Annotated in this window: 10 protein-coding genes and 1 tRNA gene; 4 read left to right on the plus strand and 7 right to left on the minus strand. The window is 58.0% G+C overall.

The window, feature by feature from the left end:
• Window positions 1-452 precede the first annotated feature (452 nt).
• Window positions 453-538: transfer RNA gene (locus tag M3089_RS12940), tRNA-Leu, on the plus strand.
• A gap of 175 nt (window positions 539-713) precedes the next feature.
• Here M3089_RS12940 and M3089_RS12945 read toward each other — a convergent pair.
• From M3089_RS12945 to M3089_RS12960, 4 genes are all read right to left on the minus strand, one after another.
• On the minus strand, window positions 714-2,027 hold the full coding sequence (locus M3089_RS12945) for an acetylxylan esterase (protein WP_249084517.1): 1,314 nt from the start codon (window positions 2,025-2,027) through the stop codon (window positions 714-716).
• Window positions 2,028-2,226: 199 nt separating this feature from the next.
• Complete coding sequence (locus tag M3089_RS12950; protein WP_249084518.1) at window positions 2,227-3,774, minus strand: YifB family Mg chelatase-like AAA ATPase; 1,548 nt, start codon at window positions 3,772-3,774, stop codon at window positions 2,227-2,229.
• A 108-nt stretch (window positions 3,775-3,882) separates the two neighbouring features.
• Entirely contained in the window at window positions 3,883-5,049 is a 1,167-nt protein-coding gene (locus M3089_RS12955; RefSeq protein WP_249084519.1) for a TlpA disulfide reductase family protein, read from the minus strand.
• Between the two features lie 41 nt (window positions 5,050-5,090).
• Window positions 5,091-6,770, minus strand: a complete 1,680-nt coding sequence (locus tag M3089_RS12960; protein ID WP_249084520.1) for a tetratricopeptide repeat protein — start codon at window positions 6,768-6,770, stop codon at window positions 5,091-5,093.
• A 357-nt stretch (window positions 6,771-7,127) separates the two neighbouring features.
• Here M3089_RS12960 and metG point away from each other — a divergent pair, with 357 nt between their 5' ends.
• The 3 genes from metG to M3089_RS12975 are packed head-to-tail and all read left to right on the plus strand — an operon-like array spanning window position 7,128 to window position 11,629.
• A complete protein-coding gene (metG, locus tag M3089_RS12965; RefSeq protein WP_249084521.1) occupies window positions 7,128-9,173 on the plus strand; it encodes a methionine--tRNA ligase in 2,046 nt (681 codons plus the stop codon).
• Between the two features lie 36 nt (window positions 9,174-9,209).
• Entirely contained in the window at window positions 9,210-10,658 is a 1,449-nt protein-coding gene (locus tag M3089_RS12970) for a lipopolysaccharide biosynthesis protein (RefSeq protein ID WP_249084523.1), read from the plus strand.
• Between the two features lie 2 nt (window positions 10,659-10,660).
• Window positions 10,661-11,629 (plus strand): glycosyltransferase, encoded by a 969-nt coding sequence (locus M3089_RS12975; RefSeq protein ID WP_249084524.1) that lies wholly within the window; start codon window positions 10,661-10,663, stop codon window positions 11,627-11,629.
• On the opposite strand, the gene M3089_RS15945 is transcribed toward M3089_RS12975, so the two are convergent.
• The 3 genes from M3089_RS15945 to M3089_RS12985 all read right to left on the minus strand — a co-directional run bounded on the left by M3089_RS15945 (window position 11,592) and on the right by M3089_RS12985 (window position 16,917).
• Complete coding sequence (locus M3089_RS15945; RefSeq protein WP_394802290.1) at window positions 11,592-11,822, minus strand: 2Fe-2S iron-sulfur cluster-binding protein; 231 nt, start codon at window positions 11,820-11,822, stop codon at window positions 11,592-11,594. The two genes, M3089_RS12975 and M3089_RS15945, sit on opposite strands and share 38 nt — an antisense overlap.
• A gap of 421 nt (window positions 11,823-12,243) precedes the next feature.
• Window positions 12,244-13,800 (minus strand): RagB/SusD family nutrient uptake outer membrane protein, encoded by a 1,557-nt coding sequence (locus M3089_RS12980; RefSeq protein WP_249084525.1) that lies wholly within the window; start codon window positions 13,798-13,800, stop codon window positions 12,244-12,246.
• A 60-nt stretch (window positions 13,801-13,860) separates the two neighbouring features.
• The gene (locus tag M3089_RS12985; protein WP_249084526.1) at window positions 13,861-16,917 is read right to left on the minus strand and encodes a SusC/RagA family TonB-linked outer membrane protein; all 3,057 of its coding nucleotides are present in this window, start codon (window positions 16,915-16,917) and stop codon (window positions 13,861-13,863) included.
• Window positions 16,918-17,550 lie beyond the last annotated feature (633 nt).

A 17,550-nucleotide genomic window follows, 5' to 3' on the forward strand; every position in this document is an offset into this window, starting at 1 on the left:
TGCGGTCCGTTTGCGCCTTTACTTGTTTTTGGTCTTTCTGTCCGATGCCGCGGGCCGTTCAATTCGTCCAGTCTCAGTGGTACGAACGGCAACGGGGATAGTCATTCTCCTTTTGCTGTTTGTTATTGGTCTTTTTTGTCGTTTTAGTTGTATAAAATGTACATTACGTGTTATCTTCCGGCCTCTAAGTTACTTATTATTTTATAAAATGAACGTTATAGTGTTATATATTTAATGTTTTTTAAACATATAAGAGTATTGATTTTGCCGTATTTATGGACAAAATACAGGACAACGGTCATCGTTTTGCATTTCGTTGCAGCATGGTTTGCCTGTGGTTTGAGGCCAGTGTTTAGGGCGTAGAGCACAAAAATGTTGGCGAAACGTTTGGTGTTTACGGGAAATAGTGATAACTTTGCACGCGGTTGGGCGAAAGCCCGGCTTCGGCGGTTGCCGCAATGGTGGAATTGGTAGACACGAGGGACTTAAAATCCCTTGGCCAGAAATGGCTGTGCGGGTTCGAGTCCCGCTCGCGGCACGAAGCCCCGGCTGTGGTTTGGGGCATCGGTTTTATGGAAATGGGCTGCATCACTTAGCGTGGTGCAGCCCATTTCTGTTGCCCGCTTGTTGGCCGCGTGCCATGTGCGGCGTCGGTTTTGCGTCGTAGGGGCCATGCTCCAAGGCTCAAGGCCACGGCTTCTTGTGGGTTGGAGTCATTTTTTCAGTTTTGAGAGAATCCAGTCGAGCTGCGCCCTGTCGGTGGCAGCCGACGTCCAGTGCTCGTTGATTGGCGTTACAAGGCATTCCTTGGGGCACGCCAGCGTGTTCCATACGGCATACGAAGTGGTGGGCGGGCAGGTGTTGTCGTTGTATCCCCACGTCATGAATGTGGTGGCTTTCACGTGGCGGGCAAAGTTGGCCACGTCGTAGTAAGCCATCGTCTCCAGCTTTTCGGGGGTAAGCATACCGTCTTTTTCTGTGAAGTGCGGGTAGCCGCCCGTGAGCCCGGCGGCGGCCGCCGCCATGTCGCTCAGCGCCGGGTGGTTGGCCACGCACAGCGTCACCCGCGGGTCGAGGGCGGCTGCTATGATGGCCAGCGCCCCTCCCTGGCTGCCTCCCTGCGTGATTACGTTGCGTCCGTCCCACTCGGGCAGCGACGTAAGCAGGTCTATGCACCTGACGAGCCCGGTGTAGACGTGGCGCATGTAGTAGTTGTCGCGGTTGTCGAGCCCTTGGTACAGGTAGCCCTTCACGCGGCCGTCGAAGGCGGCCCTGATGTCGTCGAAGGTGGTCTCGGGCAGCCTTGGGTCGAGTCCGTGTATCTCGGTCACGAGGCGTATGACGCCGTTTTCGGGGTAGTACATGCCTTCGACCACCCTCTTGATGCGCTTGACGCCCGCTCCCGGCGGTGTGAGCACCACGGGGCATGAGCCCGGCTTGGCCCCGCGTGGCACGAGCAGGTAGGCGTAGAGCGAGTGGCCCTCGCGGTCTGTCTGTAGTTTTATGAGCCATGCCTCCACCCGGTCGGTGGTGTATTCGGGCGCCGGTTCGCGCGTGTATTTCAGGGGGAAGGCTGCCGCCCGGCTAAGGTTCGACTGCCAGAATTCCGTGAAGTCGGCCGGTTCGGCTGTGTAAGGCCTTATTTTGTCGGGGCTGAACCCCACTTTCACGTGGTGGGTGTATTTCTTTCCGTCGACGTTGGCCGTCAGCCTCAGGTCGCGGAATCCCGGTTTCCGGCTCGTGCCCATGTTGATGGTGGCCTTGCCCCGCTTCATGGTGGCCTTGCCGTGGGTGTCGTCGGGCAGGCAGTCGCCTCCGATGGAGTATTCTATCGTGGCGTCACGCGGTATGCCGTATTTATAGAACTGTACGTCGATGATGGCCTCTTCGCCCACCTTGTACGTCCAGTTGTCATGGTCGGGCACGGTCACCCACAGGTAGTCGCTGTTTTCCGGGTAGTTCTTTGCTGCCCCGGCGTGGGCCAATGCGATGATGGCCAGCAGCGCGGTGATGATGGTTTTCTTCATAGTTGGTTTTAGTTTTGTTAGTGTCGTGATGGTTTGCCTGTCGTGCCGCCGCGGCGTTGTTGTAGCGCGGTGGCCCTTGTGGCGTTGCCGCAGGGGTCGTTTCGCCGTGTCGCGGAGGCCGTTTCGCCGTGCCGTTCGGGCCGTTTTGCCGGCCCAAACGGGTGGTTTTGCCAATGTGTTGAGGCTCAGTGGGTTGGCTTCATGCGCCGCGCTCGGCCCAGTCGCCGCGGTCAAGGTTGCGGTAGCCGATGGCTTCGGCCAGGTGCTCTGTGCGCACGTTGGCGCTCGAGTCGAGGTCGGCAATGGTGCGCGCCACCTTCAGTATTCGGTTGTAGGCCCTTGCGCTCAGGCTGAGCCGCTTCATGGCCATGCGCAGAATCTCTATGCCGTCGGCGTCGGGCTCGGCATACTGGTGTATCATCCGTTCGGTCATCTGGGCGTTGCAGTGCGTGCCGGGGTGGCTGCGGTAGCGCTCCTCCTGCATGCGGCGCGCCCTGACCACCCGTTGCCTGATGGCTTCGCTGGGCTCACCCGGTGCCGACCGCGAAATGTCGTCGAATGGCACGGGCGTTATCTCAACCTGTATGTCGATGCGGTCGAGCAGCGGGCCCGATATCTTGTTCATGTAACGCTGTATCTGTCCGGGCGAGCATACGCACTTGTGGGTGGGGTCTCCGTAGTAGCCGCAGGGGCATGGGTTCATAGAGGCCACGAACATGAACGAGCAGGGGTATTCCACTGTGTACTTGGAGCGCGATATCGTGATGCGCCTGTCTTCCAGTGGCTGCCGCAATACCTCAAGCACGCTGCGGTTGAACTCGGGCAGCTCGTCGCAGAACAGCACCCCGTTGTGGGCCAGCGATATCTCGCCCGGCTGGGGGTTGGTGCCGCCGCCCACGAGCGCCACGGGCGATATGGTGTGGTGGGGCGAGCGGAACGGTCGCTGCGATATTAGCGACGTGTCGCGGCTTAGCTTGCCCGCCACGCTGTGCACCTGTGTCGTTTCCAGGCTCTCGGCCAGCGACAGCGGCGGCAGTATCGACGGCAGGCGCTTGGCCATCATCGACTTGCCGCTGCCCGGCGGGCCAATCATGATGAGGTTGTGGCCTCCGGCTGCTGCCACCTCGAGCGCGCGCTTCACGCTTTCCTGCCCGCGAACGTCGGCAAAGTCGTGCTCGAAGTGGTTTTGGTTGGCGTAGAACTCGGCCCGTGTGTCTACCACGGTGGGCTCGTATGCCCCGGAGCCGTTGAGAAAGGCTATCACGTCGGTGATGCTTTCCATGCCGTAGACGTCGAGCTTGTCGACCACTGCGGCTTCGCGCACGTTCTGCCGGGGCACAATCAGGCCCTTGAACTGTTCTGCTCGGGCTTTTATGGCTATGGGCAGGGCTCCGCGCACGGGTTGCATGCGGCCGTCGAGCCCCAGCTCGCCTATCATCATATAGCTGCCCAGCCGGCTTGTCTCCACTTTTCCCGAGGCGGCCAGCAGGCCTATGGCCAGCGGCAGGTCGTAGCCGCTGCCTTCCTTGCGCAGGTCGGCCGGTGCCATGTTGACGGTGATGTCGGCCACGGGAAACTTGTAGCCGTTGTTTTGCAGCGCGGCCACTATGCGGTCGTGGCTCTCGCGCACGGCGTTGTCGGGCAGCCCGGTGAGGTGGAACAGCACGCCGCGCGACAGGCTCACCTCCACGGTTACGGTGGTGGCTTCGAGTCCGGTCACGGCTGCGCAGTATGTCTTTACAAGCATTGTGGTATGGGTTTTCGGTGGGATGGTGGTGGTTAGTAATGGCAGCCGTCGTTGGCTGCCGTAAGCGGCTTTGGGGTGGCTGCCCGTTGCGGCAGCCAGGCGTGGGTGTCAACGCTCGCGGCTGCCGCCGAAGTCAAGCTTGCCGAGCATCTTTTCCAGCTGTTCTCTCATCTCGCGCGTGCTGAGGTTGCGGGCCACTATGCGGCCGTCGGCGTCGGCCACGATGTTGCCCGGCACTGTGGCCAGGCCGAAGCGCGCCATCAGCGGCGTGTCCCACATGAGCCCGTCGCACACGGTGGGCCAGTTTATTGAGTCGGCCTTCAGCTCGCGCAGGCATGTGGCTTTGTCGCCGTCGAGGCACAGGCTGACCACGGCCAGGTCGTTGCCCTTGGCGGTCTTGTACCTCCTGAGCCAGCGCTGTATGTTCTGGCTGTCGTAGCTCCACGACGCCCATGCGCTGACCACGTTTACTTTTCCGTTGAGGTTTTTCAGGCTTATGGCTTTGCCGTCGGTGTCGGTGGCGGCAAACTGGGGCAGCTTGGCCCCTATGGCCGATGGCTTCAGCGTCTCCGTCTGCTTGAGCAGCAGGGCTGTGCGCCCGTTGGTCGGGTCGGCCTTGAGCATTGTCTTTAGCAGTTTGGCTGCCGCGGCGTAGTCGGGTTCGTCGGCGCGTATGTAGTAGCGGTCTACCAGGTACATGCTTACGGGCGACGCGGGGTGCTCGCCGACGAAGTCGGCCACGGCTTTTTTCACCTCGGGCGGGGCCATCCTGTTGGCCGACATGCGGAATTTGGTCATGAGCTCGTTGTCGTCGGAGCCCGACACCTCGATTTCCTTCATGTGCGAGACGTCGCCGCTGAGCTTGGCCACCTTGCCGTTGTCGCCGAACACTACAAGCTCGGAGAAGTTTGGGAATATGAGTATGAATGTTGCTTTGTCCGACAGTGGCACGTTGTATGAGAACCGTCCGTCTGCCACTTGTATTGTGTCGCGGCCCTGTGTGCCCCCGTCGGGGCTGTATACGTAGAACTCGCCGCGGTTGAGGTTGCGGAACCGCCCTTCAATGCGGAACCTGCCGTTGCCCGCCCCGCACGCCGTGAGCAATGTCACGGCTGCCATGGCAGCGATGGCATGGACTGATGGTGAAAAAAAAGAGAGGGAACGTAGCGATGGGATGTGCCTGGCCCAAGTGGCTTTCCGCCCGTTGGTGCCGACTGTTGCCTGCTGTCCGGGCTTGCGCCTGGTGTCGGGCCCTGTTGTAAAGGCAAATCCCATTGCTCGTTCCCTCTCCTTATGTGAAGTGAAGTGTGCCGTTTTTACTTGCTGACGTTAGCCAGTTCGAGGTCGTTGGCGGCGTAGGCAGCCAGCGAGGCGTCCTTGCTCACAGCGCTGCGCAGAGCGTTGGCAGCCTCTGTGTTGTTGCCCTGGCGTGCATAGAGTATGGCCTTGAGGTAGTCGGTCATGCCGTCAGAGTTCTTTATGTTGTTGAGCGTGTTTGACGCAGCAGAGTAGTTCTTGTTCAGAATCTGGGCAAGCGCGGCGCTGTTTGAGTTGACTTTGGCGAAGTCCTGCTCTGCAAGGGCGTAGTTGCCCTGTGCCAGGTGCAGGTTGCCGAGCACTTCTGCCAGGCCGTTGGCGTTTGAAGCCTTCGATATGTAGGTCTCTGCTGTCTTGGCGTCGCCAGCCTGCAATGCCAGCAAGCCGAGGTTGGCGTTGGCCTCTCCGTTGTTTGCGTCGATGGCAAGGGCCTTCTGCAGGTAGTTCTTGGCCTCGTCGTAGTTGCCCTTGGCATACTCTATGGTGGCTACATTGTTATATGCGCGGCAGTCGTTGGGGTAAACCTCGGTCGTTGTCTTGTATATCTGCTCCTGCTCGTCGGCGTTGTCTTTGAGCGTTGCGGCATACAGAAGCTCCTCTACGCTGAGCTGCTTCGGGTCTTCCTTATACTGTGCCAGTATCTGGTCGTCGTCGCGGCCGATGACCTCATAGTTGATGGTCATGCGCGAACGGCGCAGCTGCGGCAGGATGCCGTCGGCCAGCTCGCGGAATCCGGCGCTCATGTTCTTGATTTGGCGCTCACGCTCTTCGGGGTCTTTGTACATCGAGAGGACGCGCAGGATGACATCCTTGTCCTGTATGTTCGATGCCTGCACGAGCTCCTGGAAGCCTTCCCAGTCTTGTGCGGTGTACTTGGCGTCGACGTTGGCGTCGGCCAGTTTTGCCTTCTTGAGCTGCTGGTCAACATACTTCTCGGTGTTCTTCTGGCGCTGGTTGGCAAGCTTGTCGTTCAGCTCCACACCTCCGTCAGGCGATGCATAAGCCGATATCTCTATGTTGTTCAGGTTGAGGCCTTCCTTGTCTGCGTTGATTTTCTTGAGCAACTCCACGAATTCTGTAACGGAGTTGTTCTTCAGCTCGCTCTTGCGCAGGTTGGCCTGCTGGATGAGGAACTTGATGTTGGCAACTTGCTTTGCTTCTGTCACGCGGCGGAACGAGTCGGGGGCAATGCAGGCCTGGGCGCTCTTCACAGTGCGGCCCACCAGCTCTGAAGTGGCAATCACGCCGTCGGCCACCTTCACGGCAGGTATTTCCTTTTCTTTCTTGCCTATCTTGGCGTCGAAGGTGAGGTAGAGCTCGCTCTTCTGCATCTCGGGCACATACTTGAAGTTGGTCTTCATTGTGTAGTTGCCACCCACCTGGTAGGAGATGGTCTGGTCGTTGCCTTCCACCTTCTCGCCCTGGAACGTGGCGCTAGTGCCGCGTGCCACTTGCCCGTTGCCGTAGCGCAGCTCCGGAGTAACGGTGACAACAGCCTTTTTCTTCATGTACTTCTCAGGGAAGGAGCCGTTGATTGTGGCAGGCACCTGTCCGGCGTGAGATTCCAGCGGGTTGGGAACCACCTTGAAGTTGTCGGCCGTCAGCGGGCCAAGCTTCGAACACGATGTCAGCAACAACAATGATGCGGCTGACAAGAAAACAAGATTCTTCTTTTGCATTTTATTAGATATTTACAAGGATATGCGTGCTGTTAGCCTGCAGCCTGGTTAGCTTGCAGCCTGCCTCCTTTCGTTTTACACTGCTGCAAAGATAAACATCTAATTCTGTATTAGAAGAAATTCCGACAAATTTTTATGTTTTATTAATCCTTCACGCGCAATTATGGCATGCGGTGGCGCCGGTGGCGTGCCCTTTGTGGCATTGGTCGGCGTTATTGTTCGGTTTGTCTGTTGCTGCCGTGCCGGGCTTTCGGCAGTGCCGCGGCGTAAAAATATCTGCTTTCCTTTCGGTTAATCGATAATTTGCATTAACTTTGCACCAAAATAAAAAGCAAACAATAGATACATCACTCGAATATGGAAGAGAAGCATTACAAGCGCACCACCGTCACGGCAGCACTGCCATACGCCAACGGGGGGGTGCATATTGGCCATTTGGCCGGTGTGTATGTGCCGGCCGACATATACGTGCGCTACCTCAGGCTCAAGGGTGAGGACGTGCGGTTCATCTGCGGAAGCGACGAGCACGGTGTGCCAATCACCATCCGCGCCAAGAAAGAGGGCATCACGCCGCAGGCTGTCGTCGACCGTTATCACGCCATGATAAAGAAGAGTTTCGAGGATTTCGGCATTTCATTCGACATCTATAGCCGCACCACGTCGGGCATTCACAGCCAGACGGCGTCGGATTTCTTCCGCAAGCTCTATGACGACGGCAAGCTCATAGAGCGCGAGAGCGAGCAATACTACGACGAGGAGGCCCACCAGTTCCTCGCCGACAGATACATCACGGGCGAGTGCCCGCACTGCCATAACCCCAAGGCCTATGGCGACCAATGCGAGAAATGCGGCAGCGACCTTGACCCGACGGAGCTCATCAACCCGCAGTCGGCCATCAGCGGCTCCAAGCCTGTGCTGCGGAAAACCAAGAACTGGTACCTGCCATTGAACGAATACCAGGACTGGCTCAAGCAATGGATACTCGAGGGGCACAAGGAGTGGCGCCCTAACGTTTACGGCCAGTGCAAGAGCTGGCTTGACCTCGACCTCCAGCCGCGCGCCATGACGCGCGACCTCGACTGGGGCATACCCGTGCCGGTGGACGGGGCTGAGGGCAAGGTGCTCTATGTGTGGTTTGACGCGCCCATCGGCTACATATCAAACACAAAGGAACTGATGCCCGACGACTGGGAGAAGTGGTGGAAAGACCCCGAGACCCGGCTCGTGCATTTCATCGGAAAAGACAACATTGTGTTCCATTGCATAGTGTTCCCGTCGATGCTCAAGGCCCACGGAGGCTACATACTGCCCGACAATGTGCCGGCCAACGAGTTCCTGAACCTTGAGAACGACAAGATATCCACGTCGCGCAACTGGGCCGTATGGCTTCATGACTACCTGCTGGAGATGCCGGGCAAGCAAGACGTGATGCGCTATGTGCTCACTGCCAACGCCCCCGAGACCAAGGACAACAACTTCACCTGGCGCGATTTCCAGGACAGGAACAACAACGAACTGGTGGCCGTCTATGGCAATTTCGTCAACCGTGCCCTCCAGCTTACCAAGAAATACTGGGACGGGGTGGTGCCTGCCTGCGGCGAGCTCACGCCGACCGACCATGCCGCGCTCGACGAGTTCAAGGACGTGAAGCAGAAGGTCGAGGCACTGCTCGACGTGTTCAAGTTCCGCGATGCCCAGAAGGAGGCCATGAACCTGGCCCGCATTGGCAACAGGTACATCACCGAGTGCGAGCCGTGGAAGGTATGGAAGACCGACCCGAAGCGCGTCGAGACCATATTATATGTGTCGCTCCAGATTGTGGCCAACCTCGCAATAGCCTTCGAGCCGTTCCTCCCGTTCAGCAGCGCCCGCCTGCGCAGGATGATAAACATGGACGGGGCCGACTGGGGAAGCCTCGGGCGCACAGACCTGCTGGCCCCTGGCCACAAGCTCGGCGAGCCAGAGTTGCTCTTCGAGAAGATTGACGACGAGGCCATTGACTACCAGCTCAAGAAGCTCGACGACGCCAAGAAGGCCAACGAGGCCGCTGCCCACAAGGCCGACCCGGTGAAGGCTACGGTCGATTTTGCCGACTTTGAGAAGATTGACATACGCGTAGGGCACATCAAGGCCTGCGAGAAGGTGAAGAAGGCAAACAAGTTGCTCAAGTTCACAATAGACGACGGGAGCGGCACCGACCGCACCATCGTCAGCGGCATAGCCAAGTTTTACGAGCCCGAAGAGCTCGTGGGCAAAGACGTGCTGTTCATTGCCAACCTCGCGCCGCGCAAGCTCATGGGCATAGAGAGCCAGGGAATGATACTCTCGGCCGAGAATTTTGACGGCTCGCTGAGCGTGACCACCATACTGCGCAAGGTGAACCCCGGCAGCAAGGTGTGCTGACACAGCGCCCTGCAGGCTTATTGACAACACCGCTCAATGGAATCGCTGAAGGAGAAAACGGCCAAGGGAATACTTTGGGGCGGGATGAACAACTTCATCCAGCAGGCGCTCGGACTGTGCTTCGGCATAATGATGGGGCGGTTGCTATCGCCCGACGACTACGGCATGATAGCCATGATAACCATCTTCCCGCAGATTGCCATAACGCTGCAGAACAGTGGTTTCACCGTGGCCCTCACCAACATAAAGCAACCAGGACACCGGGAGTACAACTCGGTGTTCTGGTTTAATGTCATTGTAGGCACGGCCATGTATGCGCTGCTCTTCTTTTGTGCACCGCTGATAGCCGACTATTACCATACAGACAAGCTCGTGCCGCTGTGCCGTTATGCCTTTCTCAACATACTTTTTGCCAGCTTTGCCACAGCCCAGTCGGCCTACCTGTTCAAAAACCTCATGGTAAAGCAGCAGGCGAAGGCCGGAATGACGGCCGTGCTCTGTTCCAACATAGTGGGCGTGAGCATGGCTTTCTCGGGCATGGGCTACTGGTCGCTGGCCACCCAGGGGCTTGTCTTCGTGGGTGTCAACACCGTGTTGCTGTGGCGGTGCTCGCCGTGGCGCCCGTCGTTGCGCATCGACTTCGGCCCTGTCAGGCGCATGTTCCGCTTCAGCGTCAAGGTGCTTGCCACCGGCATACTGAACAATGTGAACAGCAATGTGCTCAACATCTTGCTGGGACGCTACTTCTCGCCATACGCCACGGGGTGCTACAACCAGGCTTATCAGTGGGACAACAAGTGCTATTACCTCGTGCAGGGCACCGTGCAGCAGGTGACGCAGCCGGTGCTGGCCGACCTCAGCGGGCAGAGCTTGCGCCGCCTCGGTGCCATGCGCAAGATGGTGAGGCTCATCTCTTTCGTGTCGTTCCCGCTGCTGTTCGGCCTCGGCCTTGTGGCCCGCGAGTTCATAGTGCTGGCCATAACCGACAAATGGCTGTTCTCGGCCGGGCTGATGCAGATACTGTGCATCAGCGGCGCGGTCATGCCTCTGCACACATTCCTGTCTAATGTGGTGCTCAGCTGCGGGCGATCGGGTGTCAACCTGTGGTGCACGTGCGGCCTGGGGCTGGCCTCTATAGTGCTGATGGTTTGCATCTGGCCGCTCGGCATACGCTCGATGGTGGTGGGTTATACGGCGCTCAACCTGCTGTGGGTGCTTGTGTGGCACTTTTTTGTGCGCCGGCTCACTGGCTACGGCTTCGTGATGTTCATGCGCGACACGCTTCCTTTTGCCTTCGCCGCCATGGCGGTGATGGCCGCCACCTACTTTGCCACGGCGTGGATAGGCAACATGGCCGTGCTGCTCGTGGCGCGCATAGCCGTGGCCGCCGTGCTGTATTATGCTGTTATGCGTGTGGCCCGCGTCCACATCCTCAATGAGTGCCAGCAGTTTATTGTCAACAAGTTGTTCAAACGCAAGCATTGATCATGGACACAAGCAAGACGGTGGATGTGGTGATGTGCACCTACAACGGCGAGCGCTACCTGCGCGAGCAGCTCGACTCAATCATCGGGCAGACCTATCCGATACACAGGCTCATTGTGCAAGACGACCGTTCGACCGACGGCACCGTGGCCATTGTCAGGGAATATGCCGCCCGTTACCCCTTCATCAGCCTCTATGTCAACGGGCGCAACCTTGGCTACAACCTCAACTTCAAGTCGGCCGTCATGCGTGCCACGGCCGACTTCGTGGCCATTTCCGACCAGGACGACGTGTGGTTTGCCGACAAGATAGCCCGCCAGGTCGAGGCCATCGGCGGCCACAACATCTGCTTCTCGGCCCACGTGCGCGGCAGCCGCCTTGAGGGTGCCCGCCGGGTGGAGCCGCAGCATTCGCTCAAGGCGCTGCTTTTCCACGGCTTTGCGGGCCACACCATGCTGCTGCGCCGCGACTATGTGCAGCGCGAGGGGGCGTGGCTCGACTGCATCATCTACGACTGGAGCCTTGCGCTCAACGCTTATTTCTATCGCGACAAGGCCATAACCTACATTGCCGAGCCGCTCAACTGGCACCGCACCCACCCGGACGAGGCGGCCAGGAGGGTGGGCGGTGGGCCTTCTGTCGGCGCCGCAGCTGCCGCCCTTGGCCCGCTTGCCCCTTATGTGGTGGGCTACCGCCATTACCGCCAGCTGCAGCACAAGGCCAAGTGGCGCCGCCTTTACACCCATGTCTGTGCCCAGACGGCATCGGATGCGTTGCGCACAGAGCACACCATGGCCCGTTGCATGCTCTCGCCGGGCGCATTGCCGTTGCTGCGCCTGTGCCTTTGTTGCATGAGGCATCGCCGTTCCACATATTATAATAAGGCAAAGGCCGGCGGACTGATGGGCGCGGTGCGCGGCTTTTTCTATCCGCTCATATTCGCTTACCGCAACTCCGACTTCGACGACTGAATGGCCTTGCAGGCCATGCGCAACCGCCTGGAGTTGCCATACAAGCCGTTTCGTCATTCAAGGCGTGCCGTTTTGCATGGTCATACGTGCCGTTTCGCAGTCTGATACGGCACGTTTCGCAACGTGCTTGTTTACAGGCTGTTGGGCGGCCATGGCCGTGGCGGCGCAAAGAGCCTTTGCCCTCTAACTCCATCTAACTCCTCTTAACTCCCTAACTCCCGCAAGAAAGACTATTGTCTTAGCTCCGAACAAAGAATTAAGAATTTAAAATTAAGAATTAAGAGTTAAGAAAATATGCCATGCGCAGTGTCAGTCAAATGCAAAAGTCTGCACTCCTGAACTCCTGTCTCCTGCCACTCCTAATTAAGGGATGGGCTGCGAGGCGTCAGTCAAATGCTATTGTCCCCTAACTCCCTCTATCTCCTTATAACTCCTTCTAACTCCTCTTGACTCCCTAACTCCCGTGAGAAAGACTATTGTCTTAACTCCTTTACTCCCTAACTCCTTAACTCCTAAAAAGCCCCTTGATTTATCCAGTGAGCCCAAAAAAGCGCGCCTATTCCCATAGACGCGCTTTCTGCAATGTTTGGAGCGTTTACTCCTGGATTAATAATTTAGTAAAGGGGATTCTGCTGAATGTTCGGGTTGGCGTTGATTTCGGCCACGGGTATCAGCGGCAGGGCCTTCTTCGAGTCGCGGTTGAATGTGCGTGCCTCTTCCGTCAGCACGTCGTGCCACCCGCGGTTGTTGTCGTTGGTGTAGCGAACCACGGTCTCTCCGCGCCTTATCACGTCGAAGTAGCGCTGTCCCTCGCCCACAAGCTCCTTGCGCCGCTCCATGTATATGCGGTCGAGCGTGATGTTTTCGGCCGTCACCACCTTCGTTGCGTCGGTGGTGCGGTTGGTTATCAGCTTGTTGAGCAGCTGTGCAGCGGCAGCCTTGTCGCCCGTCTGGAATGCGGCCTCGGCAGCGCTCAGGTACACCTCCGACAGGCGCAGCATAGGCACGTTGGCATAGCGCACGTCGCCGTTGTGCGCCGGCATCTTGTTGATGAACACCCCGTGCTTCACAAAGTCGTTGCCGTCGGTTTCAAATTTGCCGGCATAGGTGTCGGGGTCGCCGCCCGGCTTGAGCAGCACATTGTTTCGTGCGTCGGCCGGGTCGGCCTCCATTGCCTCGGCAAATGCCTTGGTCACCATGATGTCGCCGTAGCCGGGAACATCGCCATGGGCGTCGCTCATGCAGTAGGCTATGCCCTCGCGGTCGGTCCAGTCCTTGTTGTCGTTGATAGACAGCTCGAATATTATCTCGTTGTTGTGTGCGTTGCTGGTCTTTGCCCATGCCTCGGCATACTGTTCTGGAGTCCACAGCACGTAGGGAGAGTTGCTTATTATGTCGCGCGCGGTGGCCAGGGCCTTGCCCCATTCGCCCTTTGTCATGTACACACGCACCTGCAATGCCTTGGCTGCCCACAGGTTGATGTACACCGATGCGTCGCCTTTGTTTGATGTGGGCAGCGCCCCCGACTTCACGGCGTCGTCCAGGTCTTTCTCTATCTGTGTGTAGCATTCGGCCACAGTGTTGCGTTTCGGCTTGTTGGCGTATGCGTTTTCAACAGGCTTGAGCATTATCGGCGCGCCGAGCGAAGCCCCTTTGTCCATGGTGTAGGGCTTGCCGTAGATGCGCGTCAGGTCGAACAGTGCCATGGCCCTGAGCGTCTTGGCCTCGGCCTCGTATTGTGCTATGGCCTCGTCGTCGCCCAACGTGCCGCTCTCGGCGGCCTCTATCACGCGGTTGGCCCTCTCGGTGACTATGAAAGCCGACTGCCACGGAGTGTTGTCGCCTGAGAAGTTGTCGGCCGTGGAGTAGGTCATGTAGTAGTAGAAATTGCCGCGTCCGCTTCCGTCCACCCAGTTGTACTGCACGTCTTCGCCTCTCATGTCGCCGTAGATGAACATGTTGCGGCCGTAATAGTCGACAAAGTCTCTGATGCCTTTCAGCGAGGCGTAAACGCCGTTGCGCACAGTCTCGAGGTCGCTCACCGTTGTCACGGCTCCGCTGGCGTCTATTCCGTCAGACGGTGTCTGGTCGAGCCAGTCGTTGCCGCACGACGTCATGCCGGCTATAATCGACAGGATGGCCATTGCTCTATATATTCTTGCTGTTTTCATATTTCGTTTGATTTATGTTGTTATTGTGCTAATTAACTTGATGTATGGCCGGAGCGGCAATCAGAAGTCGAGCTCCACGCCGAAGGCGAACGTCCTGTAGGCCGGCGTCTCAAACGTCATTATTCCGCTCGGGCTCATCTCCGGGTCTACCACGAGGTCTTTCGACTTCCATGTCAGCAGGTTGGAGCCCGAGAAGTATGCGCGGGCCTTGGTCAGTCCGAGCTTGCTGATGAAGCTTGTCGGGGCGCTGAAGCCTATGGTGAGGCTCTTCAGCCGCAAGTAGTCGGTGGGCATGAGCCATCGCGACGAGGCCGTTGTCGATGCGCTTCCGTACTGGAACTTGGGCAGCTTGGCGTTGGTGTCGCCCGGACCCGTCCACATTTCCGACAGGTCGTATGACGCCGGCACGGCGCCGCCGTAAAGGTATCTGCCGCCGTCGGTGTGCTGCCATGTGGCGTAGTCGAACGCTTCGCCACCCACAGAGTAGGTCAGCGTGAAGCTCAGGTCTATGAACTTGTAGCGCAGGGTGTTGGTCAGTCCGCCCTCTATGGCCGGGTCGTGCTTGCCCACAATGGTCTTGTTGGCCTGTGCTATCTCGGTGGTGGTGTTGCGGGCGTTGCCGGTTCCGTCGTTGATGTAGTAGAGGGGCTTGCCCGTCTGGGCGTCCACGCCGGCGTATTCATACAGGTAGTACGAATAGTAAGGCTCGCCCACGCGGTGTATCATAGGCCCGCTTATTATCTCCTGGCTCTCGCCGTCGAGCTTGGTTAGCTTGTTGCTGTTGTGCGAAAGGTTGAGCGACGTGGTCCAGTTGAAGTCTTTCGTGTCGAAGTTCACCGAGGTGACGGTCATCTCAAATCCCTTGTTCTCCATCTCGCCCACGTTCATTGGCTGCGTGAACACGTATGCCCCTGCGTTGCCGTCATAGCGGTAGTGGCCTCCTGTCATTGACACGGGCAGGTTGTATATCAGGTCCGACGTCTTGCGCTGGTAGTAGTCGAGCGTCACCGAAATGCGGTGCAGGAACTGCAGGTCGAGTCCGATGTTCCACGTCTTGTTCTTCTCCCACCTCAGGTCGGGGTTGGCAATGCCTACTATTCCCATGCCCGACATGCCGTTGTAGTTCTGGTTGCTGTACTTGTAGAGGTTCATGTAGGCATAGTAGTCGGACGGCTGCGTGCCGTTGACGCCGTAGCTCAGTCGCAGCTTGCCGTCGGAGAGCACATCCTTGACGGCCGCCATGAACTTCTCGTCTATAAAGCGCCATGCTCCCGACACCGACCAGAACGTGCCCCATCGGTTGTCGCGCGACAGCTTGGATGTGCCGTCGGTGCGCATGCTTGCGCCAATGTAGTATCGCCCTGCGTAGTTGTAGTCAATGCGGCCGAGGTAAGACGTGAGCCTGTAAGAGCTGTAGCCCGACGACGCATTGGTCTCGGCGGCGTTGCCGAATTCGTAGAGCTGCCCCGGATATTTCTGTCCGCTGACGTAGTTGTCGGAGTTAACGAAGTTCTCGGTCTCAAAGCCCAGCAGCGCGTTGACGTTGTGCTGGCCGAACGTTTTCTCGTATGTCAGCTGCGTTTGCGAGTTGAGCTGTTGGTAAGAGAGCTTGTCGCGCTGCATCACTCCGCCCGGTCCGCCGTCGTTAGAGAACTTGTCCCACAGCACGTCCTCGGTGCCGTCAAAGTAGTCGTAGGCTATTTTCTCGCTCAGCTTCAGGTTGTCCCAGATGTTGTAGGTGAGCTTTACGGTGCTGAATGCCTTGGTGAATGTGTACACATCCGATGAGTGGTCGCGCTCGAATATCGGGTTGACGCCAAACAAGCCGCAGCCGTCGTTGAGCGTGCCGTCGTCGTTGTATGGTGTCGACGACGGGTTTTGCACCCAGGCGTAGTTCATTATCGGGCTGGTGAACGAAGTGCCTTCGTTGGCCAGGTCTTGCCTGGTGCGCGACAGCTGCGTGGTTACCTGAAGGTCGAACCGCCCGAAAGAGTGCTGCAGGTTGGCGTTGCCGGTGATGCGCTCCAGTCCCTGGTCGTAGGCAATGCCCAGCTGCTTGTTGTATGCGAGCGACGCATAGAACTTGGTGTCGGTGTTGCCTCCCGTGACGCTCATCTGGTAATTCTGGTGCGAGCCGGTGCGGAAGAGCAGGTCTTTCCAGTCGGTCCATCCGTTCTTGGGCATCGAGGCGTATGCGTCTATCTTGCTTTCGGCATAGGCTTTGGCGTCGGCTGCCGACATGCCGAGGTCATAGATGGCCTGGTTTTCGAGGCCCTTGCTCAGCAGGGCGCGCCTGTCGTCGCCGCCCAGGGTGGGCCTGTAGTTTATTGCCATGTTCGAGAATCCCCAGTTGCTGCGGAACGACAGCTTGGTCTTTCCGGCCTTGCCGCTCTTCGTCGTGATGACAATCACGCCGTTGGCCGCGCGCGAACCATATAGTGAAGCGGCCGCAGCGTCTTTTATCACCGTCATCGACTCGATGTCGTTGGGGTTGATTGTCGACAGCAGGTCGGAGCCAGTGTCGTTGTATGAGCCCGAGAACGGGTTGGCGTCGCCGCTCTGCACCGGTGTGCCGTCTACCACGATGAGCGGGTCGTTGCCGGCGTTGATGCTGCTCATTCCCCTTATCCTGATGCTCTTTGTGCCGCCGGGGGCGCCCGATGTCTGGCTTATCGACACGCCGGCCACTCCTCCCGACAGCTTGTCGGCTATCGAGATTACCGGCACGTCTTGCATGGCGTCGGTCTTCAGGCTCTGGGCCGAGCCGGTGAACGATGCCTTCTTGAAGTTGCCGTAGCCCGTGATGATGGTCTCGGCCAGCTCGTTCTTGGCTTCCAGCAGCTTGACCTTCATGCCGTCTTTGGCTGCCACTGTCTGGGGCTCGAAGCCAATGTAAGATATCCTCACATTCTTTTTGCCGGCGGGAAGTGTTATGCTGAACTTTCCGTCGCCGTTTGTCACTGTGCCTTTTGAGGTTCCGTCTACAACGATGGTGGCCCCTATTACAGGAGAGCCGTCACTGTCTGACACCACCGACCCCCTTATCAGGGCCTGCGCCATCGCAAATCCGCATGTCGTGATGAGCAATGACAAAATGATAAACAATCTTTTCCTCATGATGCTTTTTGTTTTAATAAGTGGATAATTATTTACTCTTTGGCATTCAATCCCGGTTTCGTTCACAAATTTAGAAACCTTTTCTTAATTTTAAGGCTTATAGTATTAAAACTTTGCGCGTTGGTAACGGTTTGATGGAATGATTCTGTGTTATCGGATAAATGTTAATTGAGAAAACACAATATTTTATAGAATGAAAGGAAAAATGGCTATGCTTAGGGCTGTTTCACCGATATGTTGGCATAATCTTCGCATAATGTTAAAAAACGCCAGTTTCGCTGTTGCTGTCTCGCATTGGCCTCATGCCCTGGCCGTGGGCGTTTGGGGTGGTTTCGGCAGCAGCCGTGCGGCTCCGCCTTGCCGGCCCCGGGCGGTAGCCTTTGCCCTGCCGCCTGCCACGGTGGTGCCGGTTGCGTGCGGGTGGTTGCCGTGGGTGGGCGTGGCATGGCGGTCTGTCGGCCCCGGTCGTGGCGGCATGTCTGGGTGGCATCCTGCCGCGCCATGCCAACCCCTTGGCGCCCAGCAGTTTGCAAAACGGCTCGTTTTGCCTTGCCGAACGGCCCGTTTCAGGGTTCCATACGGGCCGTTCGGCAACCCCATACGGGCCGTTTGGGCTCGCAGGGCGCCAATAGC

The organism is Marseilla massiliensis, assembly GCF_023336985.1.
Taxonomy (GTDB): domain Bacteria; phylum Bacteroidota; class Bacteroidia; order Bacteroidales; family Bacteroidaceae; genus Prevotella; species Prevotella intestinigallinarum.